Annotated in this window: 16 protein-coding genes; 3 read left to right on the top strand and 13 right to left on the bottom strand. The window is 42.7% G+C overall.

Annotated elements, in window-relative coordinates; all coding sequences use genetic code 11:
* Nucleotides 1-150 precede the first annotated feature (150 nt).
* From EDD70_RS09720 to EDD70_RS09710, 3 genes are all read left to right on the top strand, one after another.
* Nucleotides 151-708, top strand: a complete 558-nt coding sequence (locus tag EDD70_RS09720) for an RNA polymerase sigma factor (protein ID WP_092750622.1) — start codon at nt 151-153, stop codon at nt 706-708.
* Nucleotides 701-1,432, top strand: coding sequence for a DUF4367 domain-containing protein (locus EDD70_RS09715; RefSeq protein WP_092750624.1), 732 nt, complete (start codon nt 701-703; stop codon nt 1,430-1,432). Before EDD70_RS09720 ends, EDD70_RS09715 begins: the two co-directional genes overlap by 8 nt.
* 72 nt (nt 1,433-1,504) lie before the next feature.
* Complete coding sequence (locus tag EDD70_RS09710) at nt 1,505-1,894, top strand: hypothetical protein (protein ID WP_092750626.1); 390 nt, start codon at nt 1,505-1,507, stop codon at nt 1,892-1,894.
* Between the two features lie 129 nt (nt 1,895-2,023).
* Here EDD70_RS09710 and EDD70_RS09705 read toward each other — a convergent pair whose 3' ends face one another.
* From EDD70_RS09705 to EDD70_RS09645, 13 genes are all read right to left on the bottom strand, one after another.
* Entirely contained in the window at nt 2,024-3,784 is a 1,761-nt protein-coding gene (locus tag EDD70_RS09705; RefSeq protein ID WP_092750628.1) for a methyl-accepting chemotaxis protein, read from the bottom strand.
* A 272-nt stretch (nt 3,785-4,056) separates the two neighbouring features.
* The gene (locus EDD70_RS09700; protein WP_092750630.1) at nt 4,057-4,488 is read right to left on the bottom strand and encodes an RbsD/FucU family protein; all 432 of its coding nucleotides are present in this window, start codon (nt 4,486-4,488) and stop codon (nt 4,057-4,059) included.
* Nucleotides 4,489-4,500: 12 nt separating this feature from the next.
* On the bottom strand, nt 4,501-5,514 hold the full coding sequence (locus EDD70_RS09695) for an aldo/keto reductase (protein WP_092750633.1): 1,014 nt from the start codon (nt 5,512-5,514) through the stop codon (nt 4,501-4,503).
* A gap of 18 nt (nt 5,515-5,532) precedes the next feature.
* A complete protein-coding gene (gene pfkB, locus EDD70_RS09690) occupies nt 5,533-6,468 on the bottom strand; it encodes a 1-phosphofructokinase (RefSeq protein ID WP_092750635.1) in 936 nt (311 codons plus the stop codon).
* Between the two features lie 11 nt (nt 6,469-6,479).
* The gene (locus EDD70_RS09685; RefSeq protein WP_092750637.1) at nt 6,480-7,526 is read right to left on the bottom strand and encodes a galactitol-1-phosphate 5-dehydrogenase; all 1,047 of its coding nucleotides are present in this window, start codon (nt 7,524-7,526) and stop codon (nt 6,480-6,482) included.
* An 11-nt stretch (nt 7,527-7,537) separates the two neighbouring features.
* Nucleotides 7,538-9,046 (bottom strand): xylulokinase, encoded by a 1,509-nt coding sequence (xylB, locus tag EDD70_RS09680; protein ID WP_092750639.1) that lies wholly within the window; start codon nt 9,044-9,046, stop codon nt 7,538-7,540.
* Nucleotides 9,047-9,114: 68 nt separating this feature from the next.
* Nucleotides 9,115-10,128 (bottom strand): LacI family DNA-binding transcriptional regulator, encoded by a 1,014-nt coding sequence (locus tag EDD70_RS09675; RefSeq protein WP_092750641.1) that lies wholly within the window; start codon nt 10,126-10,128, stop codon nt 9,115-9,117.
* Nucleotides 10,129-10,146: 18 nt separating this feature from the next.
* On the bottom strand, nt 10,147-10,998 hold the full coding sequence (locus tag EDD70_RS09670; RefSeq protein WP_092750643.1) for a class II fructose-bisphosphate aldolase: 852 nt from the start codon (nt 10,996-10,998) through the stop codon (nt 10,147-10,149).
* A gap of 230 nt (nt 10,999-11,228) precedes the next feature.
* On the bottom strand, nt 11,229-12,833 hold the full coding sequence (locus EDD70_RS09665) for a response regulator (RefSeq protein ID WP_092750645.1): 1,605 nt from the start codon (nt 12,831-12,833) through the stop codon (nt 11,229-11,231).
* 147 nt (nt 12,834-12,980) lie between these two features.
* Nucleotides 12,981-13,997 (bottom strand): ABC transporter substrate-binding protein, encoded by a 1,017-nt coding sequence (locus tag EDD70_RS09660; RefSeq protein WP_092750647.1) that lies wholly within the window; start codon nt 13,995-13,997, stop codon nt 12,981-12,983.
* Nucleotides 13,998-14,060: 63 nt separating this feature from the next.
* Nucleotides 14,061-15,077 carry an ABC transporter permease gene (locus tag EDD70_RS09655; protein WP_092750649.1) on the bottom strand — a complete coding sequence of 339 codons (1,017 nt, stop codon included), beginning with the start codon at nt 15,075-15,077 and terminating at the stop codon, nt 14,061-14,063.
* 1 nt (nt 15,078) lies between these two features.
* Nucleotides 15,079-16,581, bottom strand: coding sequence for a sugar ABC transporter ATP-binding protein (locus EDD70_RS09650; protein ID WP_162840751.1), 1,503 nt, complete (start codon nt 16,579-16,581; stop codon nt 15,079-15,081).
* A 200-nt stretch (nt 16,582-16,781) separates the two neighbouring features.
* On the bottom strand, nt 16,782-17,732 hold the full coding sequence (locus EDD70_RS09645) for a substrate-binding domain-containing protein (RefSeq protein ID WP_092750655.1): 951 nt from the start codon (nt 17,730-17,732) through the stop codon (nt 16,782-16,784).
* Between the last annotated feature and the right edge of the window lie 6 nt (nt 17,733-17,738).

Below are 17,738 nucleotides of genomic sequence, written 5' to 3'. Positions count from 1 at the left end.
TCTTTTTGTGATATTTTGCATCAATTTTTATTGTTAAATTAAGGATAGAAAGCTAAAGTTTAAATTTGTGTTTATTTGACGAAATATGAAATTTAAGGTATATTAGATACATAATTTTCCACTGAAAAAATTGCATTCGGGGGATCAAATATGCTGCAATTGACTTCGGAATTGTTCACTGACGATGAGAAATCCACTTACGAGAAGCTTTACAACCGCTATAAAAGAATTATGCTCAATTATGCTTATTCAATATTAAAAGATAGGAGCTTGGCAGAAGACGCAGTGCATGAGGCTTTTATTAAGCTGGGAAACAATTTACAAAAAGTTCACAATTTAGAGTGTAATAAAACACTCAACTATTTGGTTACTATTGTGAAGAACACATCCCTTACCATTTTAAAAAAACAAAATAAAAACAAAACAATGGATTTTGACAGTTTGGAATATGAAATTATCGACGACAAAATAGATATCCAAGACGACATAGTCAGTTCGGAGAAATACAACCTTATCATGGAAATAATTGATGAATTGAAAGACGAACTGAAAACACCATTTTTGCTCAAAATGGGACAGGGATATTCAAACAAAGAAATTGCCGAGATGTTAAATATATCCGACAATAATGTAGCAGTAAGAATTTACAGGGCAAAGAAAAAAATTGTAAAGCTGCTAGAATGTAAGAGGGTGAAGGTGAATGAGTAAACAGAATATTAATGTAGAACTGTTTGACTTAATGCTAAAACGGGCAGCCGAAGACTATATTGAGCAGGAAGGAGAAAAAATCAAGCAGGAATACGATACTGTTGATGAATTTGAGCCGTCAGCCGAGTTTGAAAGAAAAATGCGTAAGCTTATAAAAAAACATGAAAAGAAAAAGCGCAGGTTACCCAAACCTTTGAGAACAGTGGCGGCAATATTTGCGGTTATCATTGTTGGCTCTAGTACATTGATTTTATCGGTTGATGCTATTCGTACAGAGTTCTTCAACTATGTATTGTCTTTGCGCGATAATTACGGCGTGGTTTTAAACGACAAAGTTACTTACGCCGATTTAACCTACGACATTTCAGAGATGCCGCAAAATTGGGATTATATTTATGTTCCCACCCGTCTGCCAAAGGGCTTTACCAACATTACAATGAAATGGCAACAAGGATCTTTAAGAATCTCGTATATTACGAAAGATGGAGAAAGAATATCTTTTCTTGAAGAGAAAATAACGAATAAGCAAACATTTTTTGATACAGAGAATGTAGATTATAAAAAAATAGCTGTGGGCGATAACATTGCATTTTTAAACAGCAAAGATGGAAGACATACTTTGGTACTTGAAATTGATGGTTATAAATTTGTTTTAAAAGGAAACGACCCTCTTACAAGCAATGCTTTAATTAAAATTGCAGCAAGTATCGAAAAATATAAATAAATTTTTATAGTGTAACATTTTGTGGTGTTTTGTAGTTCCATATATGACACATAATTTTAAGGAGGAAGTAAAATGAAAAAGTTTCTTTGCATCGTTCTCGCAGTCGTTCTCTCTTTAGGGATGGCTACAACCGCTTGGGCACGTTTGTCTTATCTTGATATTGGGTCATACGGGTTAATTATTGAAGACGGTGAAGCAAAGGTTGAGGGAAGTCTTTTTGTCAACAACACGAATTCCTGCGGCATCAAAGTAGTCCTCAAAGAAAGAGCAGATATGACAAAATCCTGGAAATCGGTTAAAACATTTGAAATAAAAGAACATGATTATTCAACAGGTATTAGTCGTACATATACTGCTAAACCAGGTTATTTCTACAAGGCTACCTTTACGTTTTATGCGTATGACAGTTCTTACAATGTCCTTGAAAGTATAACCGAAGACACTACGATAGAAAGGGCATAATCCCCCCCTTTTTATAAATCCCCAAAAAGGCTATGGTACCACCCCCTTAAGGTACCATAGCCTTTTCTCCTGCATTTTTTTAGTTTTATAATTGCTATTTCTAAGCCATTAGCGCAAATTCAGCATACCTTAGTATTTTGCTGTATCATATTCATTGGCAACTTTTTGCTCCTTATACTCATCAGAGGCTAAAGAATGAAATATTTTAGCATCCTTTTTGAGTTTAAAGTTGCTCACCAATTCTTTAAGCATCTGCGCCTGAGAAGACAACTCCTCTGACGATGCGGCACTTTCTTCTGCGGTTGCAGAATTCATCTGAACTACAGCGGATATTTGCTCAACACCCTGCGTTACTTGTGTAATGGAGCTTGCCTGTTGGTCTGTTGCGCGTGCAATGCTTTCCATCAATTCGGTGGACTGCTTGGAGCTTAGCATTACTTCCGACAAAGTATTGGCAGTATTTTGAGCAATGGTCGTGCCGTTTTTAATGGACAGTATTGCATTTTCAATTAGGTTTGTGGTGTTTTTTGCCGCATCTGCAGATTTACTTGCAAGATTTCTGACTTCATCGGCAACTACTGCAAAGCCTTTTCCGGCAGCACCTGCTCTTGCTGCTTCTACTGCTGCGTTTAGAGCCAAAATATTCGTTTGAAATGCAATATCGTCGATTACCTTAATTATTTTTCCGATTTCTTTTGATGAATTGCTGATTTGCTCCATAGCGACAATCATTTGCTTCATTTTCTCATTGCTATCCATCAGTTGTGCAGCCGCTTGTGTAGTTATAGTATTTGCCTGATTTGTGTTTTGTGCATTCATTTTTACTTGTTGAGAGATTTCAGTAATAGTAGCAGACAGTTCTTGTACCGAGCTAGCCTGTTCGGTTGCACCTTGGCTTAGTGCCTGTGCACCGCCGGATACTTGCTCAGAACCTCCTGCTACTTGATCGGCAGATTGGCTTATTTGGAAAAGGGTCTCGTTTAAAGATTCAATAATTTCAACCATTGACTCTCTGATAGGTTTAAAATCACCAATGTAGTCCATGTCAACTTCCGCTGTTATATCGCCATGTGCCAATAATTTGAGCTTTTCAGAAATATCACTGATGTACTTTTTGATTTCATCTTTGGTGGAGATAATAGAAGCCACCAGCATTCCAATTTCAGAAGTATCCGGCTCTAAAGCAAAATAAGATGAGAGGTTCCCGTTGGCTATTTCCATCATTTCACTCTGTACCGCAATAATGGGCTTTATTACTTTTTTACGAATGACTACAAATGATAGAATTTGAATTAGTACAACAAAAACGATAAATACGATAGATAATAATTCCAATATATTATTTGTTACAACAAGGTTATCAATTTTATCCTTAGATCTTTTATCAAGCATGCTGATAAAATTTGTTTTCAACTCAGAAATTTTTACATTACCGCTTTCATAATCCTTACCAAAAACAGATTGAATTGCATCTGCTTTTTTTCCTGCTTTCACATCTTTCATCGCTTGGTCTTCGAGCGTTACAAGATTGTTGGAGATGGTAGCCATCTCATCAATCATCGCCTGCTCTTCTTGTGTAATACCGATGCTTTTCATATTTTCAACACCGATATCACGATTTTTAAGGTTGTTTACTTCGTTCCAGTAGTTGTCGTAATGAACGTTATCTCCTGTAGCTGCATATGCACGGACTTCAGATGTTAAATAGTCTGATGCACTTAAAAATCGGTTTGCGTTGAAAGCCAAATCATAACGATCTGTGTTGGCTTTATCAATTTGCTGATTAAATCTAACATTTATAAAAAATGTTGTCATCACGCCGATAACCAATATAATCGAGACTGTGTTTAAAAGAAAGACCAGCGTAGATTGCTTAATTGCTTTTTTCATTTCGTTTCTCCTCCATAAATTTTTTCTTGTGAAGCCGCAATAGTAGAGCTAGATACCATCAAGGGGATTGTACTTGCCAGTGAGCAGAGTTGCTTATCTAACAATTTACCATTATATCGACATTAATCGACAAAATATTTAGAGATAACACAGAATATATTTATTTTTTAAAAGGATTCTACTATTGTAACAAAAAACAAGTAAGCAGTTGCAATTTTTATGTGCAGCTACTTACTTGTTTTAACGTTAACTTATTTTACTGTATAAAAAGTTTATTCGGTGATTACACCTTTTTTCAAAATAATATTGGCATACAACGCCGTTTCACTGGTAGTGACCACTGCATATGCTTTTTTTGCTCGGTCGTAAAAATCAAACTTATTGATGGTTATGTCGCGCAAGCCCTTTTTTTCGTATTTATTACCGATTTCTTGATATACAGGCCAAATTTCGGGAACGTAAGGGTCATCGGGCAATACCGCCATAAAAACTGTGGGGTGGTCGACGTAAGGGTCTAGCGGCATAAATTTCAGCACAGCATCCAGTATTTCCGGTATGTCATGACCATCCAAGCGGACTACCCGTTCGGGATGCGCAAAACGGGGGAAGTTGCCGTCTGCAATTACCAGTTCATCGCCGTGCCCCATTTCCATCAGTATTTTCAGCAATTCTGGGGTGAGAATACTCGGTATTCCTTTTAACATACAGCAAGCCTCCTATTTTGTAATCACGCCGTCCAAATCCCATAAATCTTCCCAACCTTTTGCGCCTTCCCACAAGAAAACCTGGCCTTTTATGAGGCGGCAGTTTTTATCTACCGTTTTCAGGATTTCCATTTCTTTATCAGTTAATGGGTCTTCTATGGTGCAGCGCAAATTGCTGACATATTCCTTTTCATGGATAGAGAACGGAATGGGAATTTGCCCGCGCTGTACAGCCCACTTTAGGCAAATAACGGCGGGATGAACGTTGTGTGCTTTTGCAATTTCCACAACCTCAGGCACTTCAATATCTGCAACGTCTGTTTCGGTTTTATCACGGTCGGGGCGGGTGGGGGAGCCGATGGGGCAGAACCCAATGGGCTGAATTCCGCGAGCAACACAGTAATCGTACAGCTCGGGCTGCTGGAAGCAGGGGTGAAGTTCCATTTCGATAAGGGCGGGTTTGATGCGGCAAAGGGGCAATACAGCTTCTAACTTAGGGATTGTCATGCTCGACATACCTATGGTTTTTGCAAGCCCCATATCAACCAATTTTTCCATCTGCCGCCAGGTTGCCATAAACCGGTCAACCGAGAAAGGCTTTGAGTCAGGGTTCCTTGCATCGCCGTCACAGCCTGGTGCATGGTAGTTAGGGAACGGCCAGTGAACAAAATAAGCATCAATATAATCCAGTTGCAAATCTTTGAGCGTTTTTGCGCATGAAAGAAGAACATCGCCTTTGCCATGCATGTCGTTCCAAACTTTTGAGGTTATAAACAGCTCCTCGCGTTTTACTGTACCTTCGGCAAAGGCTTGTGCGAACACCTTGCCAATTAAATCTTCGTTGCCGTAAACAGAGGCACAGTCAAACAGACGATACCCCACTTTGATGGCGCCTGCCACCGCTTGCGATACCTGGTCCGGAGTAAAGCGGTCGGAACCAAAAGTACCCATGCCAATGCAAGGAATTTGCGTACCGTTATAAAGTGCTTTTTGGGGGACTTTTTTTGGATCTACGAAATTTGTCATCGAATTGCCTTCTTTCTATCATTTATTATATTTTTTTACTTCGACCTGAGTAAGCAGCCAATCCAAATCTTCCTGACGAAAACTGCCAGTCTCCATGGTGAGTGCATTTGCAGTAGATACTGCCATGGCAAACCGAATGGTTTCTTCCATCGTGTATTTGCGCGATAACCCCACTGCAAAACCCGCTACCATGCTGTCACCGCATCCAACGGTATTTACTACGGGGATATCGGGAGTAATTCCCTGATAAACTCCCTCTTTGCAAACAATCAGCGCGCCGTCTTTGCCAAGCGAAACCACAACAATGGCAATTCCGCTGTTGTGCAGGCGTTGTGCTGCGTCTATAAGCTCCTCACGTGAGTGAATATCTACATCTAGCAGTTGGCGGATTTCATCGGTGTTTGGTTTAATCATGGTAGGTTTTGCTTTTATTGCTTCTTTCAGTGTCTGCCCGCTGGTATCGAGGATTACGTGTTTGCCATTGTCTTTTGCAAGGGCAATCAGCCTTTTATAAAAATCGGTTGGTACGCCTTTAGGCTTACTGCCTGAAATGGTAACCACATCCGCATTTTCAATGGCTTTTATATAATCTTTTGTAAATTGCTCTAGTTCTGACTCACTAACAGAACAGCCCGGCTCTAAAAATTCGGTGCTGTGATTTGTTGCGGTGTCTCGTATATTAATGCAGCAGCGAGTTTCGCCTTGAATTTTGGTAAAAGAGGTTGTAATGTTTGGCTGTGTGATGAGCGACTCGAAAAGCTGCCCGTTATAACCACCTGTAAAACCCGTAGCAATCACCTGTTCGCCTGCTAAAGCCGCCACACGCGATACATTCAGCCCTTTCCCGCCTGCTGTATTGTTTACCTCGTTTACGCGCATAACTTCATATGGCAATAGGCTATGGACTATGTATAGTTTATCAATCGCGGTATTTAAAGTAACGGTTGTAATCATTCTGCCACCGCCTATTCGTTTATCAGCAAAATTTTACCATGCACTTGCGATGGGTTTTTATACAATGCAAACGCTTCGTCAACTTTTGCCATCGGGAATTTTCTAAAGATAAATTCAGGGTCGAACTTCAGCTGCCCAGTGGCAAAATAGTGCGCGGTGAGCTCCCATTCTCTGCCAGGGAACGGTGCACTGTAGCTCATCCACGAACCGGTAAGCTTAAACTCTTTGCGGTTCATGTTTTCCCATTGTTTGGGGGTAAAGGTCATATCCACATGCGGTGTACCAATAAAGCAGACATGTGCCTTATTAGCGGCTACTTCAAATGCCATGTGCATGGTTGCGGTGTTGCCTGCCGCCTCAAATACATAGCCGTAACCCTTGCCTTCGGTAATCTCCATCGCTTCGTGCAGGTAATTTTCTTTGGTGGTGTTGATGACTGCATCTGCGCCCAAACGTTTTGCCAAAGCCAGCCGTCCTTCATCAATATCGAATACAACAATCTTTTTAGAGCCGAAGATTTTAGCCCATTGCATAGTAAAAATGCCGATGGTTCCGCCCCCTAATACTGCGACGTACTCACCGCCCTGGTAATCGTTGCACATTACCCCGTGCAATGCTACGGTAGAGGGCTCAAACATGGCAGCCTGTTCGTAAGGGATGGATGCATCGTACTTTACCGCGTTGATGGCAGGCATTACCACATACTCTGCAAAGCTGCCCTGCTCGCGTGAACCAATAAAACTGTAGTGCTTGCACAGCGAATAGTTGCCGTTTTGGCAGTCGCTGCACTTTAGGCAGGGCACAAGCGGTGCACCCGACACCGTATCGCCCACCTTCACGTTGGTAACCCCTTCGCCTATTTCCACCACATCGCCAGAAAATTCGTGCCCCAGTACAACGGGGTAGAAGTGGGCACCGTTATGTAACACACGCGGTACATCGCTGCCGCAAATTCCGGTTGCACGTACTTTTACTTTTACGGTGCCCGGTTTCACCTCGGGGGTAGGGTATTCATCGTATCGGATATCCTCATTGCCGTATAAAACTGCTGCTTTCATTGCAATACCTCCTATTGATGCATGATATCTTTTAACTTTTCGTACAAGGCAAGATAAGTTTTATAAACCTTTTGATAAATAGCATGATTTTGCGGGTTGGGCAGATGTTCACGCTTGACAGCAACTGTTTTGCTTACAGCTTCGTCGAAGTTTTTGTAAATACCCGTGCCCACGCCTGCCAAAATAGCTGCGCCTAGAGTGGTTGCGGTATCCGAAGAGGGAACAACAATTTTTTTATTGGTGACATCCGCCTTGATTTGCGTCCACAGCCTGCTGTTGGCTGCTCCACCCATTGCGCGTAAAACATCGGCGCGAACGCCTGCACTTTCTGCAATATCTAAATTATGTTTCAGCGAAAATGCAACGCCCTCCATACTGGCACGGATGAAATGTGCGCGTGTTTTTGCAAAATCAATACCGTAGTAAACACCTTTTGCCTTACTGTCCCAAATAGGGGAACGTTCCCCCGCCATATAAGGCAGAAAAACCAAACCGTCGCTGCCCGCGGGGATGGAGGAAGCTGCTTGATCCATTTCATAAAACGAGTTGGTGTGATTGATGGAAGAAACGTTTCGCTCTTCGGCGCAGAATTCCTGCTCAAACCAGCGAACCACCCCACCGCCGCCAACCGTTCCGCCCTGCAGCAACCACAGGTTAGGCACCACATGGCAGCCGAGTATTAAGCGTTTATCGGCATGGTAAGTGCCCATACAGATACTCATTCCGCCTGCCTGCCCGCCTTGTTCCTGCGTTTCTCCTGCATGGATTACCCCTGCACCCAGTGTGCCGCATGCGGCATCCAAGCCGCCTGCCACAACGGGAGTTCCCTCGGCAAGCCCCGTTGCCAGTGCTGCCTGTTGTGTAACGCTGCCAATTACCTGGTGACAAGGTACTATTTCGGGCAGCATTGCCGCGTCGATGCCGAGTTCGTTGCAGATGTCAAGGTTCCAGCAGCCGTTTCGCATATCAAAACAGTGTAAGCCGTAGCCCTGCGAAACATCCTGCGTAATTGCCCCTGTCAGCCGATAAGCAATAAAGCTGTTGGATTGAAGAATTTTATATGTATTGTTGTACACTTCAGGCTGATGCTTTTTGTACCATAAAATTTTCGGCAGGGTATAAGAGGGTTGAAGTGGGTTCCCGCAAAGTGCAAAGAGCTTTTCTTCGCCCACAGTAGCTTTTAACTCCTCGCAGATGTCTGCTGCTCGTGTGTCCATCCAAATAGGGGTATTGTAAAGCACATTCCCATTTGCATCTATGGGGATTGCAGACCAACTTTGCCCGTCAATGCCAATTCCTGCAATAGCGGAGGGGTCGATGCTGTTTTCTGCAAGCATTGTGCGGATGGCATTGCATACCGCTTGCCACCATTCCTCAGGGTTTTGCTCTGCCCAACCCTGTTGCGGGTAATACACCTTGTAGTCACCGCTGCCTTGTGCAGCTACCTCACCGTTGTGGGTAAACAATGCAACTTTGCAAGCAGAGGTACCAATGTCGATTCCCAATAATAAGTGTTTCATATTTCACCTCATAACGTAACGTTTCGCTATCGGCTTAAAAGAGATGGCGCAACGCGCCGTGCTCTTAACTATTTGTTTGGCATATTCACCGATTCGCCAAGCTGTAATTGCGTAGAAAGTGTGATAATATCGGGTTGATAATCACCGTTGCTTAAAAGTCGTGACAGCATTACTTTTGCAACTTGCTCGCCGATTTCTTCAAGCGGCTGCGTAATGATGGTAAGTTTCGGCTTAACCACCTGAGAAAGCTGCATGTTGTCAAAACCGATGACAGACAGCTCCTGAGGTAGTTTGATACCAAGCTCATTGATTGCGATAATTGCACCAAGCGTCATTTCGTAGTTGGTTACGAACACTGCAGTTAAATCGCTGTGGCGCGCAAGCATCAACTTCATACTTTCGTAGCCGCCCTGTACGGTGTAGTCGCTGTATTCTACCAGCCCATTGTCGGGGATCAGCCCATTTTTGATAAATGCCTGATTGTAGCCCAGCAGGCGCTGCTGCGAAGTGAATATCTCGCGCGGACCGATGACGATGCCGATTTTTTGATGCCCGTTTTCTATCAGATGACAAGTTGCCTTTTCAGAAGCACTTACGTTATCCACAACAACTGCATCCACACGAGCTTTCAAATTATTAATCATACGGTCGATAAGCACAACGGGGATGTTTTTTGCAAGCGCGGGCTCCAAATGTTCGCCGTCTTTGCAAACCGGCATATTAATGATTCCATCCACCATTTTATTTACTAAAAACTGTACGGATTCTCTTTCAAGAGTTTCATCGGTGCGGCAGTCGCACACAATCACACCGTAACCTTTTTTTCTCAAAATATCTTCAATGATCGTAATGATGTTGGTTACGAAAATATTGCTGAGTTCTGGGATTATCACACCAACTGTTTTGGATTTGCTGGTTTTTAGCCCGCGTGCAAATTCATTTACGGTAAAATCTAGTTTTTCAATTGCCTGTTCAATAGCAACCTTGTTTTTTTCAAGTACATTGCCCCCGTTAAAGTATTTTGAGATGGTTGCCAAGCCAAGACCAGTGTAATTGGCAATGTCTTTCATTGTGGCTGCCATAGATATCAACTCCGAAGTTTAGTATTTACCCGTACATCCGCATACCGTCATCCGGTTCTTAACCAGTTCTTTTACACGTTCTCTGCCGGCTTTTCCGTATGCTTTCGGGTCAAAGGTATCAGGTTTTTCGCTCAGTACACTTTTTACACCGTCGCTGAATGCAATACGCAGTTCGGTTGCAAAGTTCACCTTACAAATTCCTTCAGAAATACATTCTACCACATCTTTATCCAAAAGTCCTGATGCACCGTGTAAAACGAGGGGAATTTCCACAATTTTTCGAATCGCTTTCAGTCGTTCTACATCTAGTTTGGGGATACCTGAATAAATACCATGCGCGGTACCAATGGCAACCGCAAGCGATGAAATACCTGTACGCTCGGCAAACTCCTTTGCCTTTTCAGGGTCGGTATAGCCTCCGCCATCGCCACCGTCCAAATCATCTTCTTTACCCCCGATTTTGCCTAGTTCGGCTTCCACCGGTATTTCGTTGGGTGCGGCAACCGCTACAACGCGCTTGGTAAGCTCAATGTTTTCTTCAAAACTACCATGAGAACCATCGATCATAACCGAGGTGTAGCCTGCACGGATAGCACGCACAACAAGGTCGAAACTTTCTCCATGATCAAGATGCACAGCAATGGGAACCGTTGCTTTTTTTGCCAATGCGGCAATACTTGCATAATAAACTTCTAAACCTGCATAGCGCACGGTAGATGGGGTAGTTTGCAGCAATACGGGTGCTCGCATTTCTTCTGCAGCTTCAATAACAGCCTGCACCATCTCCATATTTTCAACATTAAAAGCACCTACGGCGTAACCTTCTTTTTGGGCACGCAGCATTATTTTTTCGGAAGTTACCAGTGGCATATGTATCCCTCTTTCCCCGAAACGTTTCGGATTTTGTGATATGAAAAAGCAGTTTTACTGCCGTTTACACAATATGTTGTTCGATAAAATAGTTTGAATCGATACTGTTGCTATTTTAAAAATATAACTTCAATATCGCTTAAGCGAAACGTTTCGCTTTAATAAAATAATACCACGCTAAATCTAAAGTGTCAATATAAAAAACCGATGTTAAACATGTGTTTTTTAACTTAGTTTAAGCTTTCGCGCATCTCATTTGGTGCTATTTTAAAATGTTTTTTAAAGCAATAGCTAAAGTAATGGGGGTCAGCGTATCCTACCGCCTCTGAAATCTCATAGTTTTTCAATGCGGTTGTACAAATGAGGTCTTTGGCTTTTTCCATACGTTGCTCTGTCAGGTAGTTACCAAAGGTAGCTCCAACTTCTTTTTTAAATACAGCGCGAAAATAACTGGAACTCATGTGCAGGTGTTTTGCAACCATATCTACCGAGAGTGTATCGTTTGCAAGTTGTTCGTGAATAAACTGAATTGCTTGTGTAACAGCGGCAGAACAGCTGTTTTTACGGTTTTGTGAAATGCACTTCATCATGCAATTGCAAACCTGCAGCAAAATTTTTCGCATTTCCTCAACCTGTTCGCATTCCAAAACCTTGCGGATATCACCGAGCTCGAGCAGTTGCTTTGTATCAAGGCGGATGTTATCTGCTTCGCGAATGACACAAAAAATAATTGTAATAATATAAGCACGCAGCGATTCGATACTCATATATTTACTGGCTTCAAGCAGTAGATTGTCAACTGCTTTTTCCAGTTTTTGTGGGTTGTTTATCTTCATACAATCCAACAGAAGCTGTTCCTTTTCTTTATCAAAAACAAGTGTGCTGTGGCGCTGCGGTTCAATATCTGCAATAAAAATTACTTTGTTGGTACCAATTGCCCAACGGTAACCCAACGCAGAAATAGCCTCATCGTAAGATACATGGATAGAACGGTATTCACTGCAGGTGTTTCCCACCCCGATGGTAATGGTAAACTTCAAATGTTTTTCAATTGCTTCCCGTATCTCCTGCAAAGCGAAAACTGTTTTTTCTTGCCAATGTTCTGTGTCAATGGCTGTACTTTTGCTTAAAATTGCAATGACAGCGCTGCCATTGAATATAGCTGTGCCAATATTTTCGCGTTCCAATATCTCTTTTGCAATGTTGTAAACAGCAAAGTTCATCAAATCTACCGAGTCATCTGTCCATTGTTCGCTGCGCATTCCGTCTTCTATTAATACAGCAACTTGAAACAGGTCTCCCTTAAGGTAATTTAGCCCCAAAAGCTCTGCTTTTTTCTTTGCCTCGGTATTTGAAATGCCCGTTGTAACCAAAGCATATAAAAAAACCATTTGCATAATCGATTCATTCTGCCGGTAAAAATCTTCGAGCCTGGAGCGATCGTAGTTCTGCTGGTACTCCGCATCAAGCATCTGTTTTACCTCTTGCAGGCACTCTGAAAGGCTCTGCGCACTTACCGGTTTTAAAATATACTTTAAAACGTTAAGGTCAATCGCCTGTTGCGCATAATTAAAATCGTTGTAGCCTGTTAAAAAAATTATCTTTACAGTGGGGAAATCGCGCCTCAGTTCTCGCGCTACGTCAATCCCGCTTACGAAAGGCATATTAATATCGGTAATTAACAAATCAGGCGGGTCTTTTTCCACTAAATCCAACACTTCGTGGCCATTGGCACAGCATCCAATCAATTCAAAACCAAATTTTTCCCAAGGTATCAATTTTGCTATGTTTCTGCGAACCGGTGCTTCATCATCGGCAAAAATCAGTTTGTACATCTTGTCCGCCTCCTTTTAATCTTATTTAGATTATAGCTGATTTTTGTAGAAAAATCACCGGATTTTGGTAAGATAAACAGAACAAAGTCTGCGGCAATTTGCCGCAGACTTTACGTTCTGAAAAGAAAAGAAACAAAAATGAAGATTTTACTGGTTGAGAATAACGTCCATAGCCGGTCTTGTATAGTTTTCAAAGGTTACCATAGTAACACCGGTGTCAACATCTTTTTCAGCGGGAGCTTTTCCGCCAAGAATATCTACTACAATCTGCACGCCCATCGAGCCCATCATGGTAGGCATCTGTACAGCGGTACCTTTGATGGTGCCGGACTTTAACCCTGCTTTGATGTCATCGGAGTTATCGAAACCGACTACCATAATGCTGTCGCCTTTGCCTTTTTCGGTTACAGCCTGGGCAACACCAACGGCGGATTGGTCATTTGCGCCCCAAATACCTTTAATATCAGGATTGGCGGTAATAAAGTCGGTTGCTTGGTTTGCTGCTTTTGTCGGGTCGGAATCGCAGTATTGCACGCCGACAATTTCAACATCTTTATGGTTGTTTTTAATTTCTTCGGTAAATCCTGTTTCACGGTCAATAGCAGTTTGGGTGCCTGCTGCAAAGTTTACAATTGCAACTTTACCTTTGTTGCCAATCAAATCTGACATTAGCTTAGCACATTCTGCACCAGCCTGTACGTTGTTGGTAGCAAGGAAAGCATCATATACAGGTTCCGAAATGCCCGAGTCAATCATAACAACCGGGATACCTGCGTCTTTTGCCTTTTGTACAGGGGCAATCAGAGCATCTTTGTCGCAAGCTGCGAGAATGATTCCGTCGTAATCGTCATTGATGCAGGTCTCGATAATCTGTACTTGCTTATCAATGTCGGCTTCGGTGGGTGGGCCAAGATGGGTAACTTCAACATTGCCCAACTCTTTTGCTTTTTCTTCTGCTGCTCTTTTTACGGTTTGCCAGTAGGGGGAATCCACCATTTTGGTTACAAGAGCAATTTTTATAGTCTCTTTTGCTGTAGCTTCAGAGGGTGCTGCTGAAGATGAATCTGCCGGTGCTGCTGAGCTAGGGGCGGGTTTGCTGCCGCACCCGGCGAACATAGAAACCACGAGAACCAGTGCCAAGAGGATACCAATTGACTTTTTCATAAATACAGCTCCTTTTTATTTGATTTTTACATATAATGTACCGCTATTTGCGGTTTGCCACGATTAAAAACCTTGTTTTTTTCTTCGTTTGGTGTCGTACCATACGCCAATGACTATAATTGTGCCTATAATCACCATCTGCACAAAGGCATCTACCTTTAGCAGATTGAGCCCGTTACGCAAAACACCCATTACAAATGCGCCGATAACAGTACCCAAAATGCCGCCTTCACCGCCCATTACAGAGGTGCCGCCAATCACTGCGGCCGCAATACCCTCAAGCTCGTAGCCGGTGCCTGCATTGGATTGTGCAGAGGCAAGGCGTGCAGCCAAAAGAATACCTGCCGTAGCAGCGGTTGCACCGCAGATAATATACGCTGTAAGTTTTGTACGAATCGTGTTTACACCCGAAAGTTTTGCAGCCTCTTCATTAGAACCGGTGGCATACAATCTTCGCCCAAAACCTGTTTTTGAAAGAATAATACCAAGCACGATTGCGGCAATAAGCATAATAATTGTAGGGAAGGGGATGTTGCCGAAAATGGTGCCTCCGCCGATAAATTTAAAAGATGCTACAATCTCTTTATTTTCCAGTGCCTGCACAGAAACAGGCTTGCCTTGGCCAACCAATTGTGTCAGCCCGCGAAATGCGTATTGCGTGCCCAGTGTGGCAATAAACGGAGTAACGTTTAGTTTTGTAACAAACAAGCCGTTGATTAAGCCTGCAAGTGAACCTGCCAACAAACCCGCGACAATGGCAAGAGGGATACCCATACCCATTGACAATACTTTGGCGCACACAATACCGCCGAATCCTACTACCGAACCGGCTGACAAATCCGTTCCGCCGGTAATCAGTACAAAAGTTAGCCCAAATCCCAGTACTGCATAGGGTGTTACTTGCAGCGCAATGGTAAGTAAGTTGTCAAGTTTTAAGAAGTTTCCTTTGGTGAGAACTCCAAACAGAGCAGCAAGAACGATTAAAACGCCAAATACTAAAAACTTTTGCAAAAACTCACTTTTATTTTTTTGCAGCCCTGTTTCTGTTTTGGAAGACGAATATTTTAACTGAGCAGACATATCAAGCACCCTTCCTATCTTCAATTTGCAGCCCCGCGGCATAGCGCAGTATTTTTTCTTGTGTTGCTTCTTCACGGCTGAGTTCGCCGTTTATTTTGCCGCCGTGCATAACCAAAATGCGGTCGCTCATACCGAGGATTTCCGGCAGATCGGATGAAATCATAATAACGGCAACGCCATTGTCGCTTAGCCGGTTCATCAGTTCATAAACCTCATATTTTGCGGCTACGTCAATGCCGCGCGTAGGTTCGTCAAAAATAAGCACTTTAATGTCGTTGCACAGCCATTTGGCTAAAACAATTTTCTGCTGATTTCCGCCCGAAAGGTTGGTTACTTTCTGGCGCATGCTGGGGGTTTTAATGCGCAGGCTGTCGATATACTCCAGCGCGTTTTTATCCGCCTCCGCTGCATCAACAAAGCCATTTTTACACAAGTTGGGGATATGCGCCAAGTTGATGTTGCGCTCTACTGTCATATTCAGAGCCAAACCGTCTTTTTTGCGGTCTTCCGTGATATAACCGATCCCGTTTTTGATGGCTGCGGTAATCGAATTGACTGTAACAGATTTTCCTTCAATAAAAATCTCTTTGCTCAATGTTTTATCCGCGCCAAAAATTGCCCTTGCAAGCTCAGTGCGCCCTGCACCCATCAACCCTGCAATGCCTACGATTTCGCCGGCTTTTACCTTAATATTTTCAACATTTACTTTGTTGTTTACAATGTTGCGGCCTTCAAACAGTACATCGCCTATGGTACGCTGATAAACAGGGAACTTAGCACTCAATTCGCGTCCCACCATCATTTGCACAAGGCGGTCAATTGTAACATCTGCATAGTTTTCTGTACCGATATACTGCCCGTCACGTATTACCGAGACACGGTCTGTAATCCGCGAAAGCTCCTCAAGGCGGTGAGAAATATAAATCATTCCCACACCCTTTGCTTTGAGCTTATGGATAATTGAAAACAAGCGCTCTATCTCCGATTCGGTAAGCGCTGCGGTAGGTTCATCTAAAACTAAGATTTTAGAGTTGAACGAAATGGCTTTTGCAATTTCTACCATTTGCTGCTCTGCTACGCTAAGTGTGCGGATACGAGCTTTGGGGTTGATAGAAAGCCCCAATTCGTTTAAAATCTCCTGCGTTTTTTCCATCAGTTTTTTATCGTTTATAAATGCCCCTTTTTTGGGCTGACGGTCCAACCAGATGTTATCGGCTACCGTTAAATGCGAGCAGAGGTTAAACTCCTGAAAAATGATGCTGATGCCCAGCTGCTGGGCTTTTTTTGTATTTTCGATTGTTACTTTTTCACCATTGATGTAGATTTCGCCTTCATCTGCCTGGTATACACCTGAAAGCACTTTCATCAAAGTAGATTTACCGGCGCCGTTTTCGCCGCACAGTGCGTGAACTTCGCCGGGATATAAAGTCAGGCTGACATCACTTAAAGCCTTAACACCCGGGAAAGACTTTGAGATACCGCACATCTTAAGTAGTTCTGTCATCACTCTCACCCCTTCTGTAGTTATGCGAAACGTTTCGCTTTATGTATATATCATAGCAAAGTCTTACAGCAAGTAGAATGTAAAAAATAACTGTCATGAGGTAAAATATGATTTTTAGTTCGACAATTTTTACGGTTTGCTGAATAACAGCAATAAAGGCGCACTTTTGCAGTGCGCCTAAAACGTGTCTTTGCATTTAATTAATAGAACGGAAAAATCAGTTGCTGCACCTCTTCAGAAAACATATTTTCTTTATCAACCACACAAACGTCTGTTGCAATGTTTTTCTCTACCAGTTCTTTTTTTAGCACCTTATAAGTGGTTTGTACGCTGAAATAGCCCATTAAGTAAGGGTTTTGCAAAACAGCAACCTTTAAAATGTCCTGTTCCATATAGGCAGCCTGCTCCACTGTGCAGTCAATCGCAGCCAAAAAAACATCTTTGCGCCCAAGCTCTGCAAGTGCACGGGCAGCACCAGTTGCAGCCTGCGCGTTTAGCCCGACAATAACGGTTATATCGGGGGAGTTTTTTATCATTTCCAGCGTAAGTTTGCGAGCCAAATCGATATCAGAATCACAATAAACAGTGCTTGCAATGCTCATACGTGTATTTTGCGTGATATAATTTGTAAAGCCGGAATAGCGTTCTTGGGAAGGCGAGGAGTTTTTTACAAAACTAATTACTCCGATTTTGGCATCGCTTTTATCTACCCGCTTTGCCACCTCGGCAGCAAGAACAGCACCGGCGTTGGTGTTGTCGGTGGATACAAAAGATTTCCATCGATCGCTATCAACAGCAGAATCAAGCATAATAACAGGAATTCCCGCATCAACTGCATTTTCCATCGGCTTTGTCATTATAGAATAATCTGCTGCAGCCAAAATAATTGCGTCCGGTTTGCGTGCTGCACTTTGCTCTATAATGCGTACTTGATTGCGGTAATTCTTTTCTTCGTCCGGGCCCAGGAAGCGCAGATTGATATTGTATTTTGCTCCGGCAGCTTTCGCACCGTCATACACACTGCCCCAAAAATCGGAGTCGGTTGATTTTACAATCAGATCAACCTGATACTCTTTTTTTACCGTGCTGCAAGAAACAAGTACAATCACCAGCAGCACCGTCATAAGTGTAGCTGTGATACGTCGAACCATTTTGCG

It is taken from the genome of Hydrogenoanaerobacterium saccharovorans, from assembly GCF_003814745.1.
Lineage (GTDB): Bacteria > Bacillota > Clostridia > Oscillospirales > Ruminococcaceae > Hydrogenoanaerobacterium > Hydrogenoanaerobacterium saccharovorans.
Note: the sequence above shows the minus strand (reverse complement) of the source record. Positions and strands in the feature narration are given on the sequence as shown.

Coding starts and splice junctions, on each gene's coding strand:
- EDD70_RS09720 (WP_092750622.1), top strand. CDS start 151: ATGCTGCAATTGACTTCGGAATTGTTCACTGACGATGAGAAATCCACT.
- EDD70_RS09715 (WP_092750624.1), top strand. CDS start 701: ATGAGTAAACAGAATATTAATGTAGAACTGTTTGACTTAATGCTAAAA.
- EDD70_RS09710 (WP_092750626.1), top strand. CDS start 1,505: ATGAAAAAGTTTCTTTGCATCGTTCTCGCAGTCGTTCTCTCTTTAGGG.
- EDD70_RS09705 (WP_092750628.1), bottom strand. CDS start 3,784: ATGAAAAAAGCAATTAAGCAATCTACGCTGGTCTTTCTTTTAAACACA.
- EDD70_RS09700 (WP_092750630.1), bottom strand. CDS start 4,488: ATGTTAAAAGGAATACCGAGTATTCTCACCCCAGAATTGCTGAAAATA.
- EDD70_RS09695 (WP_092750633.1), bottom strand. CDS start 5,514: ATGACAAATTTCGTAGATCCAAAAAAAGTCCCCCAAAAAGCACTTTAT.
- pfkB (WP_092750635.1), bottom strand. CDS start 6,468: ATGATTACAACCGTTACTTTAAATACCGCGATTGATAAACTATACATA.
- EDD70_RS09685 (WP_092750637.1), bottom strand. CDS start 7,526: ATGAAAGCAGCAGTTTTATACGGCAATGAGGATATCCGATACGATGAA.
- xylB (WP_092750639.1), bottom strand. CDS start 9,046: ATGAAACACTTATTATTGGGAATCGACATTGGTACCTCTGCTTGCAAA.
- EDD70_RS09675 (WP_092750641.1), bottom strand. CDS start 10,128: ATGGCAGCCACAATGAAAGACATTGCCAATTACACTGGTCTTGGCTTG.
- EDD70_RS09670 (WP_092750643.1), bottom strand. CDS start 10,998: ATGCCACTGGTAACTTCCGAAAAAATAATGCTGCGTGCCCAAAAAGAA.
- EDD70_RS09665 (WP_092750645.1), bottom strand. CDS start 12,833: ATGTACAAACTGATTTTTGCCGATGATGAAGCACCGGTTCGCAGAAAC.
- EDD70_RS09660 (WP_092750647.1), bottom strand. CDS start 13,997: ATGAAAAAGTCAATTGGTATCCTCTTGGCACTGGTTCTCGTGGTTTCT.
- EDD70_RS09655 (WP_092750649.1), bottom strand. CDS start 15,077: ATGTCTGCTCAGTTAAAATATTCGTCTTCCAAAACAGAAACAGGGCTG.
- EDD70_RS09650 (WP_162840751.1), bottom strand. CDS start 16,581: ATGACAGAACTACTTAAGATGTGCGGTATCTCAAAGTCTTTCCCGGGT.
- EDD70_RS09645 (WP_092750655.1), bottom strand. CDS start 17,732: ATGGTTCGACGTATCACAGCTACACTTATGACGGTGCTGCTGGTGATT.